The sequence below is a fragment of the Timaviella obliquedivisa GSE-PSE-MK23-08B genome, assembly GCA_019358855.1.
Lineage (GTDB): Bacteria > Cyanobacteriota > Cyanobacteriia > Elainellales > Elainellaceae > Timaviella > Timaviella obliquedivisa.
Window position 1 is genome coordinate 273,615 of record JAHHII010000005.1, and the last position, 16,017, is coordinate 289,631.

At 47.2% G+C, this 16,017-nt stretch carries 15 protein-coding genes; 3 read left to right on the forward strand and 12 right to left on the reverse strand.

Features of this window, described 5'->3' with window-relative positions; translation table 11 throughout:
- Positions 1 to 35 precede the first annotated feature (35 nt).
- From KME11_11695 to carA, 9 genes are all read right to left on the reverse strand, one after another.
- On the reverse strand, positions 36 to 491 hold the full coding sequence (locus KME11_11695) for a dual specificity protein phosphatase family protein (protein MBW4515875.1): 456 nt from the start codon (positions 489 to 491) through the stop codon (positions 36 to 38).
- 28 nt (positions 492 to 519) lie between these two features.
- Positions 520 to 1,584, reverse strand: a complete 1,065-nt coding sequence (arsB, locus tag KME11_11700; protein MBW4515876.1) for an ACR3 family arsenite efflux transporter — start codon at positions 1,582 to 1,584, stop codon at positions 520 to 522.
- A gap of 50 nt (positions 1,585 to 1,634) precedes the next feature.
- A complete protein-coding gene (arsJ, locus tag KME11_11705) occupies positions 1,635 to 2,894 on the reverse strand; it encodes an organoarsenical effux MFS transporter ArsJ (GenBank protein MBW4515877.1) in 1,260 nt (419 codons plus the stop codon).
- A 55-nt stretch (positions 2,895 to 2,949) separates the two neighbouring features.
- Positions 2,950 to 3,960, reverse strand: coding sequence for an ArsJ-associated glyceraldehyde-3-phosphate dehydrogenase (locus KME11_11710; GenBank protein ID MBW4515878.1), 1,011 nt, complete (start codon positions 3,958 to 3,960; stop codon positions 2,950 to 2,952).
- A 191-nt stretch (positions 3,961 to 4,151) separates the two neighbouring features.
- The gene (locus KME11_11715) at positions 4,152 to 5,243 is read right to left on the reverse strand and encodes a PstS family phosphate ABC transporter substrate-binding protein (GenBank protein ID MBW4515879.1); all 1,092 of its coding nucleotides are present in this window, start codon (positions 5,241 to 5,243) and stop codon (positions 4,152 to 4,154) included.
- 116 nt (positions 5,244 to 5,359) lie between these two features.
- Positions 5,360 to 5,683, reverse strand: a complete 324-nt coding sequence (locus tag KME11_11720; GenBank protein MBW4515880.1) for a metalloregulator ArsR/SmtB family transcription factor — start codon at positions 5,681 to 5,683, stop codon at positions 5,360 to 5,362.
- Positions 5,684 to 6,197: 514 nt separating this feature from the next.
- On the reverse strand, positions 6,198 to 6,677 hold the full coding sequence (locus tag KME11_11725; protein MBW4515881.1) for a hypothetical protein: 480 nt from the start codon (positions 6,675 to 6,677) through the stop codon (positions 6,198 to 6,200).
- Positions 6,678 to 6,726: 49 nt separating this feature from the next.
- Positions 6,727 to 7,620: a hypothetical protein gene (locus KME11_11730; GenBank protein ID MBW4515882.1), complete on the reverse strand. Its 894-nt coding sequence runs from the start codon at positions 7,618 to 7,620 to the stop codon at positions 6,727 to 6,729.
- 93 nt (positions 7,621 to 7,713) lie between these two features.
- Positions 7,714 to 8,853, reverse strand: coding sequence for a glutamine-hydrolyzing carbamoyl-phosphate synthase small subunit (gene carA, locus KME11_11735; GenBank protein ID MBW4515883.1), 1,140 nt, complete (start codon positions 8,851 to 8,853; stop codon positions 7,714 to 7,716).
- Between the two features lie 164 nt (positions 8,854 to 9,017).
- Between carA and KME11_11740 the strand changes: the two genes are divergently transcribed.
- Complete coding sequence (locus KME11_11740) at positions 9,018 to 9,944, forward strand: NAD-dependent epimerase/dehydratase family protein (protein ID MBW4515884.1); 927 nt, start codon at positions 9,018 to 9,020, stop codon at positions 9,942 to 9,944.
- Between the two features lie 238 nt (positions 9,945 to 10,182).
- Here the strand turns inward: KME11_11740 and KME11_11745 are convergent, their stop codons facing one another.
- Together KME11_11745 and KME11_11750 are read right to left on the reverse strand one after the other, a co-directional pair.
- The gene (locus KME11_11745) at positions 10,183 to 11,079 is read right to left on the reverse strand and encodes a hypothetical protein (protein ID MBW4515885.1); all 897 of its coding nucleotides are present in this window, start codon (positions 11,077 to 11,079) and stop codon (positions 10,183 to 10,185) included.
- A gap of 152 nt (positions 11,080 to 11,231) precedes the next feature.
- A complete protein-coding gene (locus tag KME11_11750; GenBank protein MBW4515886.1) occupies positions 11,232 to 13,136 on the reverse strand; it encodes a hypothetical protein in 1,905 nt (634 codons plus the stop codon).
- Positions 13,137 to 13,286: 150 nt separating this feature from the next.
- Between KME11_11750 and KME11_11755 the strand changes: the two genes are divergently transcribed.
- Complete coding sequence (locus KME11_11755; protein ID MBW4515887.1) at positions 13,287 to 14,456, forward strand: lysophospholipase; 1,170 nt, start codon at positions 13,287 to 13,289, stop codon at positions 14,454 to 14,456.
- 64 nt (positions 14,457 to 14,520) lie between these two features.
- Here the strand turns inward: KME11_11755 and KME11_11760 are convergent, their stop codons facing one another.
- Complete coding sequence (locus KME11_11760; protein ID MBW4515888.1) at positions 14,521 to 15,042, reverse strand: DUF2996 domain-containing protein; 522 nt, start codon at positions 15,040 to 15,042, stop codon at positions 14,521 to 14,523.
- 678 nt (positions 15,043 to 15,720) lie between these two features.
- Here KME11_11760 and KME11_11765 point away from each other — a divergent pair.
- Positions 15,721 to 15,921, forward strand: a complete 201-nt coding sequence (locus KME11_11765) for a DUF2949 domain-containing protein (GenBank protein ID MBW4515889.1) — start codon at positions 15,721 to 15,723, stop codon at positions 15,919 to 15,921.
- The last annotated feature ends 96 nt before the right edge of the window (positions 15,922 to 16,017 follow it).

The following is a 16,017-nucleotide window of genomic DNA, read 5'->3' on the forward strand; positions in this document are numbered from 1 at the left end:
TCTTGACGATTGGAGGATAAGTTGCTGACACCAAACTATTCTTGCGCTAACTTTTGCAGAAAAATAGCCTGGGTTTCTGGTAGTTCGATACTGGAGTTAGCATTCAGGATGGTTTTCATTGTGCTCTCATAGGACAAACCCGTCCCTATTAGGTATGCTGCCAAGAGGGTTCCAGTCCGATGTTTTCCTGTGCTGCAATGAACGGCAACAGCAAGGTTCAAAAGATTTTGATGCTCAACAAAGTTCTGAAACTCTTGAATTTGTGATGGGCTTGGAGCCGAATCTACCGCGATGGGCAACCAAAGGTAAGGAATTCTGATTTGCTGATAGAAGTTCAGATTAGAAGAGTCATGAAAGACAGAGGCGATCGCGCCAATGCCTAATTCTTTGAGTTCGTTGAGTTCTTCAAATGTGGGCTTACGGACTCCGGCCAGTTTTCCTGGAATTACCCACCAGAGGTTTTCGGCGATCGGTTGAGTCGTTTGTATCATTGACGCTTTCTCTCAAATGGAATGAAAATTAGCGAATGCGGGTTTCTGAAAATTGAAAGAATCGTCTTTGAAACCAGAATGAAACGTTGACTAACCCAATTAGCATCGGAACTTCGACCAATGGTCCTACAACTGCTGCAAAGGCTGCCCCTGAATTGATGCCAAACACCGCTACGGCAACCGCGATCGCTAGTTCAAAGTTATTTCCTGCGGCGGTAAATGCCACACTTGCCGCTTGTGAATAGTCTGCTTTAATCTTCCACGCCAGGTAGAAACTGACGAAAAACATGATGAGAAAGTAAATGATGAGTGGAATGGCAATTCGCACGACATCAAAAGGGATTTGCACGATGAGGTTCCCCTTTAAACTGAACATGATGACGATTGTAAATAGCAGTGCAATTAGCGTGATGGGGCCGATTTTGGGGACAAATTCTTCGTGATACCACGATCGTCCTTTGGCTTTAACTAAAAAGTAGCGCGTCAAATATCCTGCCAAGAAAGGGATGCCTAAATAAATAAGAACACTTTGGGTAATTTCAGCAATGCTGACATTCACGACACTACTCTGCAACCCAAACAAAGGGGGTAGCACGCTCAGGAAAAACCAAGCAAAAGGACTGTAGAAAATCACTTGAAAAATGCTGTTGAAGGCAACAAGTCCGGCGGTGTATTCCGTGTTGCCTCGCGCCAAATCGCTCCACACAACCACCATCGCAATGCAACGCGCTAACCCAATGAGAATTAATCCCATCATGTATTCTGGGTAGCTGCTGAGAAAAGTGATGGCTAGAACAAACATGATAATAGGACCAATCACCCAGTTGAGCAGGAGCGATAGCCCTAGTATTTTGCCGTTACGAAAAACGTCTCCCAATTCTTCATAGCGCACCTTTGCTAGGGGAGGATACATCATTAAAATCAATCCGATCGCGATCGGAATATTGGTTGTGCCAACCTGAAATTGATTGATGACTGCATCGACAGCAGGGAAAAAGTAGCCGATGCTAACGCCCACTGCCATGGCTAGAAAAATCCATAGAGTTAGGTAGCGATCGAAAAAGGAAAGCCGTTTTAGGGTTGATTGTTGCATCAGTGAGATGGATTTTGTGAAGTTTTTGGGGTGAGCTTAATTCAAAAATTTTAATCTCCATCGCCTACTTTCCATGCAATCTCTTTACTGGGTTGAGGATCAGGTAGCATACGCGTAATGACCGCTGCTGCCAACACCATTGCTGTTGATACCCACAAGCAGCCCACCAAACCATAGAACTGATAGACCAATCCAGATAAAACGGTTCCCGCTAAGCGCCCACCAGAGTTTGCCATATAGTAAAAGCCAACATTTAACGCTACTTTGTCGTCATCGGTGAATGCTAAAACTAAATATGAATGAACAGCAGAGTTGAATGCAAAGACAACACCGAAAATAAGCAGTCCACCGACGATCGCCCCAGCCGCAGGAACTCCCGATTGAAGGGCGATGGCGATCGCGGCAGGAACCGCTGTGAGCAGAAAAGTCCAAAATTGCACCGTTTTGGATTGAGGTGGACGACCTGACCCGAATTGCTGTATTAATGTTGGAGCCAGGGTTTGAATCAGTCCGTAGCCAATGACCCAACAGGCGAGAAATCCGCCCACCTGAAAAAATGACCAGCCCAACACGCTCCGCAGGAAGACAGGTAATCCGACGACAAACCAAACGTCTCTAGAGCCGAATAGAAAGAATCGAGCCGCAGAGAGAATATTGATTTCACGACTTTTGGAGAAAAGTTGAGTAAATTTAACTTTCGCCTTAATTTTGCCCATTCCTTTCGGCAGAAACAAGCCAGTGAACATTAATAGGAATAATCCTCCTGCCATAATCCAGAGAGAATTAATGAAGCCAAATAATGCTAGAAGAGCACTCCCCAAAAAGAAACCTACTCCTTTTAATGCATTTTTAGAGCCTGTCAAAATGGCAACCCATTTGAACAATGCAGACTGAGCATCTTGCGGCACGACTAATCGAATCGCGCTTTTGGTACTCATTTTGGTCAAGTCTTTAGCAACGCCTGAAAATGCTTGAGCCACCATTACATAAAATACAGCCAACCCTTGTGCCCAGCCAGGATTGAGAAATGACAGCATTATTAGGGAAAAGATTTGCAATCCAATCCCCGTGTAGAGCGTGACCTTGAGTCCTAACTGAGATCCAATCCAGCCGCCTAAGAAGTTCGTAATCACTCCAAAGACTTCGTAGAATAAAAAGAGTGAGGCAATTTGAATGGGGGTGTAGCCGATGTTGTTGAAGTAGAGCAACACCAACATCCGCAGGGCACCATCGGTAATTGTGAAGCCCCAGTAGGTTAGGGTTACGAGGATGTAGTTCTTAAAATTGGCACGAGAGGCGGTATTTGCCATAGGAAACGAGGAAGTAGGGAGGGCTAAATTCTTAGGAAAGACGCTTAACTCAGACCTATAGCAAACTTATTGCAACTTTTTTCGCGAGTTCTACCATGCGATTTGAGTAGCCCCATTCGTTGTCGTACCACGCCAAAATTTTGACTTGTGTTTCATTGACAACCATGGTGGAAAGCGCGTCAATAATTGAGGAGCGCGGATCATCTTTGTAATCGATCGAGACTAAGGGGCGTTCTTCATAGCCCAAAATACCGTTGAGTGCTCCTTCAGCCGCTGTTTTTAGCAGTTGATTCACTTCTGCAACGGTGGTCGATCGCGCCACTTCAAAGACGCAATCTGTCAGGGATGCATTGAGCAAGGGGACTCGGACAGCTAACCCGTTAAGCTTTCCATTCAGTTCGGGATAAATTAGCCCGATCGCCGTTGCTGATCCGGTGGTGGTTGGAATCAACGATAAACTGGTTGCTCTTGCCCGACGCAGATCTTTATGGGGTGCATCGACGATCGTTTGAGTATTGGTGTTGTCGTGAATTGTGGTAATCACACCATGTTTGATGCCCAGCCCTTCATGGATTACTTTGACAACGGGGGCAAGACAGTTTGTGGTACAAGATGCGGCTGTGACCAGATGGTGTTCGCTGGGCTGATAGAGATGATCATTGACGCCCATTACAATATTGAGTGCTCCTTGCTTGACGGGAGCCGCCACAATTACCTTTTTCACGCCTCGCTTAAAGTAGGGTTCGAGCGCTTCGGGCGTGCGAAACTTTCCAGAACATTCCAATACAATATCAATTCCGTAATCCTCCCAAGCTACATCGCCGGGTTGGGCGTGTTCGCTGAAGGTCAGGGATTTTCCGTCAATCAAAATTCGATCGTCACCTGCTTCTACTTCAGGTGCCCAACGTCCATGCACCGAGTCAAATTTAAGCAAATGAGCCGCTGTGACTGCCCCGCCTTTGACTTCATTGATATGCACAAACTCGATTTCTGACCAACCCCAAGCTGCCCGTAAATCCAAGCGTCCAATTCTGCCAAATCCATTAATTCCGACTCGTACAGCCATAGACTTCACCTAGCGAATTATTTTTATATTTCAATTTAATTTAGTATATTGCTTTATTGTAGTTGCTTCAGATAGAGATCTTAAGGCTTATACAAAAAGTTAAATCTAAAAAAATTGATTTATTTTGAACTTAGGCTTGATTGGCTATCTCCGATCGCTCAGTTACATGGCGATCGGGGATAGCCAATACCTTAAAAAGTTGCCTGTTTGCGCAACAATTCCTCAATAGTCACATCGGGTTGGGGAATCCCTTCAAACACTGTTCCAACTTTACCCCGGTAAAAGTGCAGTTCACTAAGACGATAGCCTGCGTCGGGAAGGGGGATGAACTGCGCCACTTCCGAAACCCGTTTCGCATTCCGAACATAAAAGAGAACAAATTCCTGAAGTTCAGGTTTCTGCTGGACTGCTGCCGTGTTGATGTAAATGAACAAGGGGCGGGCAAAGGGACGATACGTTGCCTTTTCAACCGCTGCCCGCGACGGAGCCACCGCGCCTTGACCTTTGCCATAATCCACGGCTAAGGCTTTTAGCTGATCCTGCGTGTCCTCAAAATAAGAAAACCCAAAATAGCCGAGCGCGTTCGGATCTTTGCTTACGCCTGCAACAAGTTCGCTATCATCTTCGCTGGCGGTGTAATCGGTGCGGCTTGCGTCAGCGTCTCCATTGACGACTTCGTTGAAGTAATCAAACGTTCCCGAATCCTGTCCTGCCCCATAGAGCTTCAAGGGGCGATCGGGATATGAGGCTCGAATTTGTTTCCAATTCGTAATTTTTCCTTGCGCCGCGGGTTCCCAAACCTTTTGCAACTCTGCCACCGTGATGTCTTGTGCCCAAGTATTTTGGGAGTTAACGGCGATTGTTAAGGCATCAAACGCTACAGGCAGTTCAATGTAGCGCACACCCTTTTGGCTACAAGCTGCCATTTCCTCTTTCAAAATTGGGCGAGAGGCATTGCTGATGTCAGTTTCTCCAGCGCAAAACTTTCTAAAGCCGGCAGTCGTCCCAGAGAACTTAACATCAATGGGAACCGCGCTTTCTCCTTCAGATTCTCTGTATTCTTTGGCGATCGCGTCACTAATTGGAAAGACTGTGCTCGATCCATCAATTTGAATAGTACCTGATGTCGGGACGACAGGATTGGAGATTTCTGGTGAAGCTGTTGCCACTTGCGTCTGATTGGAATCTGCTGAGTTTGGAGCGCTACAGCCAATTAATCCAAAGACTGCCACAACACATAAACTAAAAAGTGTTCTGGTTGTAATCGATACACTAGCAATCATATAAATTTCACTTTCAAGTGCCCTAATAAGGAACACTACAATTATTTCAAATAAAGTTGATTGTTCCAAGTACAGTGCAATACAAATTTGATTAATAAATGTAAAAAACTTGATTCCTAATCACGACAAGTACGACTGGGAAGCATCGGGCTGAAGCGGCGAAACTCTGCTAAATACTGCTCTAGGACAACAAATTGGGGTAGATGCAAGCTGTAGTAAATCCAGCGTCCTTCTTGTCGGGCTTGCAATAATTTGGCTTCTTTTAAGACTTTAAGATGAAACGATAGCTTCGATTGCGTCACTTTAAGAATTTCGCATAGATCGCAGACACAGAGTTCTTGCTCTCGCAGCAGATCGAGAACCTGAACGCGAAGCGGATCTGAGAGTGCATGAAAGCTAGAAGAAACTAAAGTTGATGGGAGAGAAGGTACTGTTTGCATCAAATTTTATTAATGAGATAGTCCATTTTAGGCAAAATTTAGGATAAGTGTCATTCTAAACTTATTGATTTAGTCTGTAAAAAGGATAATACTTCTGCACCGCAAAGTTTTCTGGATAGTGGTCTAAGCCTGTGAATCACTCTTAATTAAAAGGGAGCGATCGTCAGAGGTTGTCTGAGAAGTCTAGGTTGCTATCCAGTCTGCCCCCTAAATCCCCTATTTTGGGGGACTTTGAAGAAGGAGTGGCTCGGAAGTCCCAGAATGGGGGGTTGGAGGGCGAGTGTAAGAATCTTTGATACTTCTCAGACATCCTCTCAATTTTAGACTTACAGAATCACAATAGGACTCATCTGACTCTAGTTAAGTTAAAAAAAATAAATGCCATTTTGATGTGACATAGAGAGCGCCCCCTGCAACACGTAGGCGATCGCTCGGCTCCTCGAGAAGTGACTGAAATTAAAAACCCTCTCGCATAAGAAAGGGTTTTTAGAAAACTAGTACTCTTGCATTTTTTCTAGAGCTTCTGGTGCGTATAAGCGTGCTGCTTCACATTATCCTCAGTTTTGATAATACGTTCCGAGTTCAACACTCGTTTCCGCTCAGTCGAAAAATTAAAATCACTCTTTGTCGTGCCTAACGGAATATGCTCCTGCGCTACCGTTCGAGTCTTATAAGTCCGAGCCGCCGAAGTTGCCCGATAAGCAAAGTCATCACAAAACTGAGCGTCCGCCGGAAACCCCTCAGGGAGCAGAGGCTCTTCACCGTCTAAAACTGCCCCCATCGTGGTCGCAAAAGCTGCCTCATAAGAAGTCGGAATCCCTTTAACGATAGCTTCTAACGCCGCCGAAGGGATAGGTTCCACCACTTGCACTTGATGAATCTCACCATCGTCTTTAATGAAGCAACTTGCCAGACCAAGAACCACATAGTCCTCAGCCACAATATCGGGAGTGTTGGGATAAATATTGGCGGTGGTTGTGTTTGCCGAAGTCATAAGAGAAAATTGCCGATCCACTGTTGTGATTTGTGATGAAGATCTTAGTTTAACGGGTTATCGGTTCTACCTTGGTCAAGTCATCAATATTTCTTTTCATCGTTTCACAAATCGTATCTAAAGGTAGGTCATTATAATCCCGTCCAAACGGATTTTCAATTTCCATCCCGATCGCCTCAATGCCAAACAGAGTAAAGCTTACCAGCATCACCACAGCCGATGTCCACCATCCTAACTCCGTCACAAATTGAAACGGCAAAGTCAAACAATAAATTAGCAGCAATTGCTTTAAGTGAATCGCATAAGCCATAGGAATCGGCGTTTTCAGAATGCGTTCACAGCCTCCCAAACTATCCACCATGCTATTCAAAAGCAGTTGCAAGCTCACCAACTGATGAATATTGATGCGATCGCCCTCATACTGCTGCTGCAAATAATCTTGAATCCAAAACGCGACTTCCAAAGGCGGATTATTCATCCTCTTCAAATTCTCATACTGCGCCAACGGCAATAACGGCAGCAGTTCCTTGTTTACCGCATCCCGCCGCAAATGCAGCTTCATTGTTACTGCAAAAGCCACCAACAGATCCAACACCATCCGCTTCTCATGCCGATCTTTAGGCGATCGCTCTGGCACAATAACCCAAATCTGCCGCGCCAAATTCCGCGTTGCATTCGTCAGCCCACCCCACAGCTTTCGCCCCTCCCAAAACCGCTCATAGGCAGTATTGGTTCTAAAGACCAGCATCAAACCTAGCACCACATTTGGCACCACACTCGCTAGCACTGGCAAATTAACAGGCATTCCCCAATGATGTAACGCCGAAATTAACCCCGCAAACGTTCCACACAACAGCGTTCGAGGCAAAATAGCCGGAATGACAGAACCCCGTATCTGTAGGGTCGATCGCATCCAGGAAAGCTGATCTGGATCTTGATGCATAACCAAAGCAAAACGATAAACGGCGCTGCTACATAGAAGTATAAATCTACTCAAAGCCCCTTTCCTTCAAGAGAGGGGTTGGGGGGGAGATCTCTACTTCTGTCCTGCCCGCATCGTATCCACAAACTTCTCAAACAAATAATCCGCATCATGCGGACCCGGACTCGCCTCCGGATGATACTGCACCGAAAACAACGGCAACGACTTGTGCTTTAACCCTGCCACAGTTTGATCATTTAAATTCAGGTGAGTTATCTCCACCTCAGCCCCTTCAACCGAACCTGCCTCGATCGCAAATCCATGATTCTGGCTCGTAATCTCGACATGCTGATTCAACCCCGCTGGCTGATTCAACCCCCGGTGTCCAAACTTCAGCTTGAACGTTTCCGCCCCCAGCGACAACCCCAAAATCTGATGCCCCATACAAATCCCAAAAATCGGCTTTTCGCTCCCCAACAAATTCTTAGCCGTTGCAATTCCCTCCGTCACTGCCGCCGGATCGCCAGGGCCATTCGACAAGAAAATTCCATCCGGCTGATGCTTCAAAATTTCCTCAGCCGACGTATCAGCAGGCACCACCACCACTCGACATCCATAGCTAGCCAAGCGTCGTAAAATATTGCGCTTCACCCCAAAATCCAAAGCCACCACCGTCAAAGGCTCACGCACACCGCCACCGCCACCAAACTCCCAAGCTTCTGCACTAGGCTCCACCCATTCATACATTTTCTCGGTCGTCACATCCTTGACCAAATTCAACCCCGCCATACTCGGCGCTTCCTGCACCCGCATCAGCAGTTCAGCCGGATCAAGCACCTCCGTTGAAATTCCCCCATTCATTGCCCCAGTCGATCGAATTCGTCGCGTCAAAGCCCGGGTATCAATCCCAAAAATCCCAGGAATTCGGTGCTGCTTCAAATAATCTGACAGTGATTGAGTCGATCGCCAATTACTAGGGCGATCGCACACATTCCGCGCAATCAAACCCCTGACATGGGGACGGCTCGACTCCTCATCCTCCAAATTTACTCCCGTATTGCCCAACTCCGGGTAAGTAAACGCCACAATCTGCCCACAATAGCTAGGATCAGTCATCACCTCTTGATAACCCGTCATCCCCGTATTAAACACCACCTCCCCAATCGTGGTGCCCATTGCCCCAAACGACCAGCCCCGGTAAACCGTCCCATCAGCCAGCACCAACAAAGCCGCTTGAGCACCAGAAAACAGCATAAAATTCCTCAACGATTGGACTGGGCGATACTATACTACGTCTCCAGTAGGCGAATGGTATAGTGCCCAGCAGAATTTTCTCCACCGATCGATCGCGCCCCATATAGCCATAGGATCAAAGTAAATCTGTGTCCGTTAAAAATTAGTTGAAGGAGTGAATAGCAATGCGAATCTTAATCATGGGTGGAACCCGCTTCATTGGCGTTTATCTCACCCAAATTTTGCTAGACCAGGGGCACGAAGTCGTTCTCTTCAACCGCGGCAACAAGCCTGTCCCCGCAGGCGTAACCCAAATCCAGGGCGATCGCACCCAACCTGCCCACCTCGAAAAACTCTCCGCCGAAACCTTCGACACTATCTTCGACAACAACGGACGCGAACTCAGCGACACGCAGCCGTTAGTCGAAATCTTCAAAGACCGCATCCAACACTTCGTCTACGTTAGTTCTGCCGGAGTTTACCTTAAATCCGACCAGATGCCCCACATTGAAGGCGATCGCACCGATCCTAAAAGCCGTCACAAAGGCAAAGCCGAGACAGAAACCTACCTCGCCGCCCAAAAAATTCCTTTCACATCCATTCGCCCCGTCTACATCTATGGCCCCCAAAACTATAACGACTTGGAAGCCTGGTTCTTCGATCGCATTGCGCGCGATCGCCCCATCCCCATCCCTGGCAACGGAATGCATACCACCCAGTTCGGTCACGTCCAAGACCTAGCCGCAGCCATGGCAGCCGTCCTGGGTAACCCCAAAGCTGTGGGGCAAACCTACAATATTTCGGGCGATCGCTACATCACTTTCGATGGCATTGCTCGTGCTTGTGCCGCCGCTGCTGGCAAATCTCCCGAAGACCTAAAGCTTGTTCACTACGATCCCAAACAATATGACTTCGGTAAACGCAAAGCCTTCCCGATGCGAGTCCAACACTTCTACACCGACATCCACAAAGCCAAAACCGAACTCGACTGGCAGCCCCACTTTGACCTGATTTCAGGACTCAAAGACTCCTACCAAAAAGACTACCTGCCTTCCGATCGAAGCACAGCCGAGATAGACTTTTCAACCGACGAAGAAATTCTAAAAAACTAGTAAAATATCATGCCCCCGGAGTCAGAAACCAGATAAATCTGGAGGCTTTTATTCTGACTCCATGCAACTAGGGGGCAAACTCAACTAGCCTAACCAACCAGGGGAAACATCCAACTGTGCCAAGGGTTATCAGTATTTTCCGTAACCCTCAATCTATTCATAACACAGAAATCAAGTAAGAATACGGATTCCCTAACTTTTATTAAACTTGCTTAAGAAATAGATCTCGATAAGTCCCTCAAACCACCTCCAAACAGAACGCCTGACAAGTCACCACAGGCGAATCTACCTGTCCCTGCATAGGGCATCTCGCCGTGGCACACCACTCACAGTTAGCCTCCACTGGCAACACAATTTCCTGTGCCGCATAAAGACTGATCCCCTGACTCATAAATCCCTGCGCCTCCAACTCCGAAAAGCGATCGCCAATTAACAGCGCCCGCTCCACTCCCATCTGCTGCCGCGCATAATTAATCTTCTCCAAAGTTTTCCGAAACCCCTTTGTCTCCGAAAAAATTTCCACCACAATCTTCTGCTCCCGGCTTTTAAAGCAAGACGGCTTCTCTTGAGCAAAAAGATCTTTATACTGAATTGCCACCCGACCATCCAGATAATATTGCGCTCGTATCAACCTCAAAAACGGCACCGTAAAATTCCCGTCTTCATCCGGCATATACCACCAAGTTTTATGCCAGGTTTCCTGCGGCAAATGCAAAATCGTCTGAATTTGTTCTGAAGAAAAACCTGCCTGCGACAACCGCGCGATCGCCTGTGCCAAATTTGTAATCAGCCCCAAATCCCGTGTTTCCGCCTCACACCGCGTCAAATCAACATACCCCCGTTGATTTCCATGCCGCTGCGAATACTCCGTCACCGCCCGTTCCGCATCCTGCGGCGAATCAATTAAAACACACTCAATTTCCTCCAATTGAATCATGCCATCTACTGACTTTTTCGCTTCAATCGGAACACCAATGCTAGACCGAATACTCCCAATTCGGTGAGACGGCGCGATCGGTGGAACGCACTCCGTCAGAATCGATTGCAGAATAGTAGAGTCCGCGATCGCTAATGCAATCTGTACCCGATCACGAAACGGCGGTGGATCAGGTTGTAAGGCAGAGTAAGTTAGCATCAGCAATCCTCCCTTTAAGCCATCTTTCGATATTGTCACTGCTCTATCAAAAAGCAAGAGATTTTACGCACTTCTTTTAACAAAATTGAGCAGAACGACACAGAACTTTATCATGTCGTCTTCCTCAGCCTTGTTCCATCTGCTACAAAGGCTCAAATCAACCCATACACTTTTGCTTCCCAAGGAAAAATCGGCTCTCGCCCCACCCATTCCTCAGCCACCACCCGATCCTGCGTAATTTCTTTCCAGCGTTTTTGAAACGGCGTATCAGGAAAATTAGGAATCACATACTCTGCTCCCAGCCCATTCGGCGTTCCATAATCCGAGAAATTAGCCACCACCACCACCATCATTTCCCCATCCCCCCGCCGCCAAACCAACACCCGTTTCCCCGCCTCAAAATCTACATGAATAAACACCACATCATTAACCGCTAAAGCATCCGCAGCCGTCCGAAACCGAGTCAGCCGCGCCACATACTCAAATACCCGCCGCCGCCACGCTTCATCCATGCGCCCATAATTAACCGGATCAACCTGCTTAGAATCGCTCAAGCTCAAATCATGCTGATCCGCAAACTCCTCCCCGGCAAAAATCATCGGGATGCCCACAGCCGTCATTAAACAAACAAACGCCAGCTTAATTCTCTCCTCAGAATTAGCAATACCATTACTGGTCAAATAGTTATAAAGCCGTTCATTTCCATATCCTCCGACATCATGAGAAGTTAGATAATTAATTGCCTGAGTTCCATCTCTAAACCCTAACAATCGACAATCAATCAACTTCCGCACACTTTCTTCAAAGCTTTCCCCATCCACCGATTTACCTAAAATCACCCGCCGCAAAATTTGCTTAAAATGCTCATTCCACAAACCATCTAACCGATTCTGATGCACCAAAGCCAAAGGCATACTCAGATCTTCTCCCACTGCCAAAAACTGATCCGCCGCTCCACCCTTTTCCAGCCAAACCTGCCGTGCCAAATCCTTAAACTCTTGAACAAAATCGTAGTTCCCAATATTGTTCACACTATCGAGACGTAATCCATTCACGCTGTAGTAGTTCATCCAGTGAATTAAGTAAAGTTTCAGGTATTCACAAGCCGGTACAAATCGATCGCGCTTTCCAGTTATAGGATGGTAACCCTCCACCCAATGATTAAACTTAAACAAATCCCCCCCAAACCCATCGCGATCGCCCTGCTCAGGATCACGCCAGCCCCAAATCTTCCACTGCACAAAAAAGTCAGCAAAATTGACATGACGCAAAGCATTATTCCGCGCAAACGCCATGACCACATCTAAAAAAAAGCGAATCCCCTGCTGCCGACAATCGTCTATTACATCCATTAAATCTGTAGAAGCCGCCAGCGTGGGTTCTTTCTGATTTTCCGATTGTGAAAGACCTAAATCAAAGTCCGCTGCAAAAAAGTTAGCTGTCCCATATCCCCACTCCGACTGATCATCGCTATCCGCAGGTGGCAACAATTCCAACGCATTAATGCCCAATTGCACCAAATGAGCAGCAGAACCCGATAACAGCGATCGCACATCCCGAAAAGTCCCTACCCCGATCGCCTCTTGCCCCACTTTTGTCCACCGAACTGGCAACTCATATATCACCAGCCGATTATTAGCAGGCAAGTGATCCGTCTCTGTATTCTCCCTTTCTTCCTTAACCTGCCCCTGCGGATCACAAGCCACCAATAGCCCGCCGCGATATAAAATCACACTAGCAGGCTCACTGCCCCCTGGACTTAACACCTGCCGATTCACCGCATAAGCCACTGGATCCGTGCAATAAACTGTTCTCCTATTCTCATAAGGACAACTGCTCCGCACCTTGAACCAGTAGTGGTAAACCCGTCCCTCAATTAACCCACACTCCAGTGCCGCCACTTCCCACAGATCAGGAAACTCAGGCAACTGCCACAGCGAAATTTCTTCAAAATCCCCGCCCACCTCGCCAATGCGAAGACTAGGAACATCTTGCCCACCTGTCGCCCGCCACAAAACAAAATGGGTTTGTTTACGCTTAAATAAATCAACCAACATTGTGTTATCCCTGATTTGACTCCGGGTAGAGTACCTCTAGTTAAAGGTTTTTAGAACACTTCAAGAAGTTTAAAGATTACCCTAACGGGGTAGAGAACAAAAAAGTACGACCTATTATGTTTGACTAACCCCAACACATTACCCACTCTCATGACAGCAACCGTAGCGCCTACCCGCGTCACCCCCAGTGCCGCTCAAATTCAACAAACCCAACAAGCGATCGCCACCTACATTCAACGCATCGACGCTAACCCCGATCGCCGCGTCGGCGCATACCCCTATTGCCGCCTTCATGCGCCCGGCGAAGCCATCCTTGGCACCATCATGATTTTCCATGGATTCAGCGCCAAACCCCATCAAATGTGGCGATTGACCGAATACCTCTTTCAAAACGGTTACAACATCTATCAACCCTCGATCGCCGGACACGTTTACCTACCCCCCAGCGAACATTGGTGTCAGGTCGACCTCAAACCCGAAATTGCTGACCCTCTCCGCGCCAAAGTTGCCCAAGACCCAGTTCTCCAGCTTTACCTCGCCAACCTCTCTACCTCCGAAAACTTTACGCGCCCCGGCTATACCCAGCGCCTCGCCCTGATGGCAAAACTTAAAGAACTCGATCCTCGCCTCGAAGAAATTATCGCTACTACCCAAGGCGACAATGATACGACCTTCCAAAAATACTTCGTCTCTAGTCACATGAACTATCTCAGCGATGCCCGCGATCGCCTTCAAGAGCTAGATGCTATGCCCGGAGATATCTACACCCTCGGGCTTTCTGTCGGGGGAGCCGTTGCTCTTGGTCTCGCCGCCGATCGCCCCGACCGCATCAAAAAAGCGATCGCCTACGCCCCCCTCCTCGAAATCTATGGCGAAGACCGTCGCCAATACGTTAACCTGGCGGGCCCTCTTGACATCAAAGAACTTGGCTGGGATCCCAACCTCTGCTTCCCCGTTGGCGCACTGACTGCTGCTGCCCGCTTCGGCAAATCTGTCATCAAAAACGCCGCAAAACTTAGCAACACCCCCACCTTCATGGTGCTCACCGAAAACGAGGACGCTGCTGACATTCAAACCAACCAAGACTTTTTTCAAGCGATCGGCGGTACTGCCAAAGGGCATCAATCCTTCCTCTACCGCGCCTCCGACCTCGTACCGCACCCAATGGTAGATCCAACAGAAGTCAGCCAAGGCATGAGCAACCGCTTCTGGCAAACCCTCTACCAGGAAACCTATCGCTTTCTGACGACGGGCAAAGCAAGGCTAGAAAACATGGAAAAGATCCAGCAAGATCTTACCTTGGCGATCGTGGCTAACTGAATCTTTAGAGCGCCTTCGTTCCCAACCCATCTCTTCCAAACGATAGGTTGGGAACGTCAAGATACTAATTCCTCAACAGCCACTTTTCACCATTTAACCGCTGCATTGTGTAGAGCAACAGCAAATCCAATGAAACCTTGCGCTCATCGATCATAAAAGACTCCAGCAGGCTCGGCTTAGCACCATTGTCCGCACAACAATAAAATTTAGGTGCTTGAATATCTTCTTTAGAGAAAATAATTACAAACTGGCGTTTTCCTCCCAACCAGGTGCCGATTACCTGCCAGCAATCCCCCTCACCTGTTACAGGCATCCGCTTCTTCTCAAACTTCAAATCAACATTCGCTAGCCCCATTTTCGGCAAAGTTTGCTTCAAAGCAGGCAAATAATCCTGATTAATAAACTCGTCAAAAGGCTTAGCTTCCAAAGCAGGGGGCTTTTCCTTCTTAGGAGCTTTAGCAGGCTTTTCTCCACCGACTGCTTTAGCAGGCTTTTCTTCAGCCGTCACTTGAGCAGTTTTAGCAGTCGCTTCTTCAGTTACTGAGGTGGAAGATTCTGGAGTTTGGGAAGTGGTTTCTTCTGGCATGGTTAATTTGCAGCGTAAAACAAGTAAGCCTATAGTATCGAGTTCCGCCAGAGAATGCATGTCGCCCAGCCATCTAAGTTTTATGGACAAACCTCAAAATGAAGTGGCAACGTCATACTCTTGTCTTGATAACAACTCGTGAACTTAATAAGTGCAGATTATTAAGTACAGGCTAGTGAAGTAAAAGGAAGCATCAGAGGATGTCTGAGAAGTATCGAAGATTCTTACACTCGCCCCCAAATCCCCCATTTTGGGGGACTTCTGAGCCACTCCTTCTTCAAAGTCCCCCAAAATGGGGGATTTAGGGGGCGGATTGGATAGCAACCTAAACTTCTCAGACAACCTCTCAGGATTCTCAGAAATCTCAAAGGGTTTCTCATTTTTAGCTCTGTCCGGAGAAAGAGTTGTCAACAGTGAATCTGTGGATAGAATCATTCACAGCCCAACCAAAAGAACTTTGAGAATCCTGGAATCCTTAAGCCGTAAGGGCGGAAGTCACTAATCGAGAATTCTTAAAAAAATGCTAACAAGTGCAATTTCTTCGTTATAATGCCCTCAATAATACTGAAATTGCTTTACATTGCTTTACATAAGTGCTGTATTTTAAACATTCACGCACGTACATCTAATCCGATCGCAGTCTTCTTATTACATTCGACTAAAAAAGAGGTGACAACTATGGAGGGACAATCTACAGCACAAGCTCGACTCATCCACTTTCTAAAAGAAGAACTAGCAGTGCCAGCCGCGGCGATCGCGCTAGCATTACGCCACCTTAATGAGCAGGGCTCCAACTTGCTGCCTGTTGTTCTGTGGCAGTACGGACTGATTACCCTTGAGCAACTAGAACGTGCTTTTGATTGGATGGAAACTGCCTAAGCCTCTAAAGTTCTTAATCATCAGTGGGCTATTGGTGGACTACCTCAACTCTCCTCAAAATGAGCTACTCCAATAGTAAGAACTTAGGTCAGGGTA

Excerpts from the sequence above, each read along its gene's own strand:
- arsJ (MBW4515877.1), bottom strand. The coding sequence starts at position 2,894 with ATGGCAAATACCGCCTCTCGTGCCAATTTTAAGAACTACATCCTCGTA.
- KME11_11745 (MBW4515885.1), bottom strand. The coding sequence starts at position 11,079 with ATGCTAACTTACTCTGCCTTACAACCTGATCCACCGCCGTTTCGTGAT.
- KME11_11765 (MBW4515889.1), top strand. The coding sequence starts at position 15,721 with ATGGAGGGACAATCTACAGCACAAGCTCGACTCATCCACTTTCTAAAA.
- KME11_11715 (MBW4515879.1), bottom strand. The coding sequence starts at position 5,243 with ATGATTGCTAGTGTATCGATTACAACCAGAACACTTTTTAGTTTATGT.
- arsB (MBW4515876.1), bottom strand. The coding sequence starts at position 1,584 with ATGCAACAATCAACCCTAAAACGGCTTTCCTTTTTCGATCGCTACCTA.
- carA (MBW4515883.1), bottom strand. The coding sequence starts at position 8,853 with ATGCTGTTTTCTGGTGCTCAAGCGGCTTTGTTGGTGCTGGCTGATGGG.
- KME11_11725 (MBW4515881.1), bottom strand. The coding sequence starts at position 6,677 with ATGACTTCGGCAAACACAACCACCGCCAATATTTATCCCAACACTCCC.
- KME11_11710 (MBW4515878.1), bottom strand. The coding sequence starts at position 3,960 with ATGGCTGTACGAGTCGGAATTAATGGATTTGGCAGAATTGGACGCTTG.
- KME11_11720 (MBW4515880.1), bottom strand. The coding sequence starts at position 5,683 with ATGCAAACAGTACCTTCTCTCCCATCAACTTTAGTTTCTTCTAGCTTT.
- KME11_11755 (MBW4515887.1), top strand. The coding sequence starts at position 13,287 with ATGACAGCAACCGTAGCGCCTACCCGCGTCACCCCCAGTGCCGCTCAA.
- KME11_11695 (MBW4515875.1), bottom strand. The coding sequence starts at position 491 with ATGATACAAACGACTCAACCGATCGCCGAAAACCTCTGGTGGGTAATT.
- KME11_11740 (MBW4515884.1), top strand. The coding sequence starts at position 9,018 with ATGCGAATCTTAATCATGGGTGGAACCCGCTTCATTGGCGTTTATCTC.
- KME11_11730 (MBW4515882.1), bottom strand. The coding sequence starts at position 7,620 with ATGCATCAAGATCCAGATCAGCTTTCCTGGATGCGATCGACCCTACAG.
- KME11_11760 (MBW4515888.1), bottom strand. The coding sequence starts at position 15,042 with ATGCCAGAAGAAACCACTTCCCAAACTCCAGAATCTTCCACCTCAGTA.
- KME11_11750 (MBW4515886.1), bottom strand. The coding sequence starts at position 13,136 with ATGTTGGTTGATTTATTTAAGCGTAAACAAACCCATTTTGTTTTGTGG.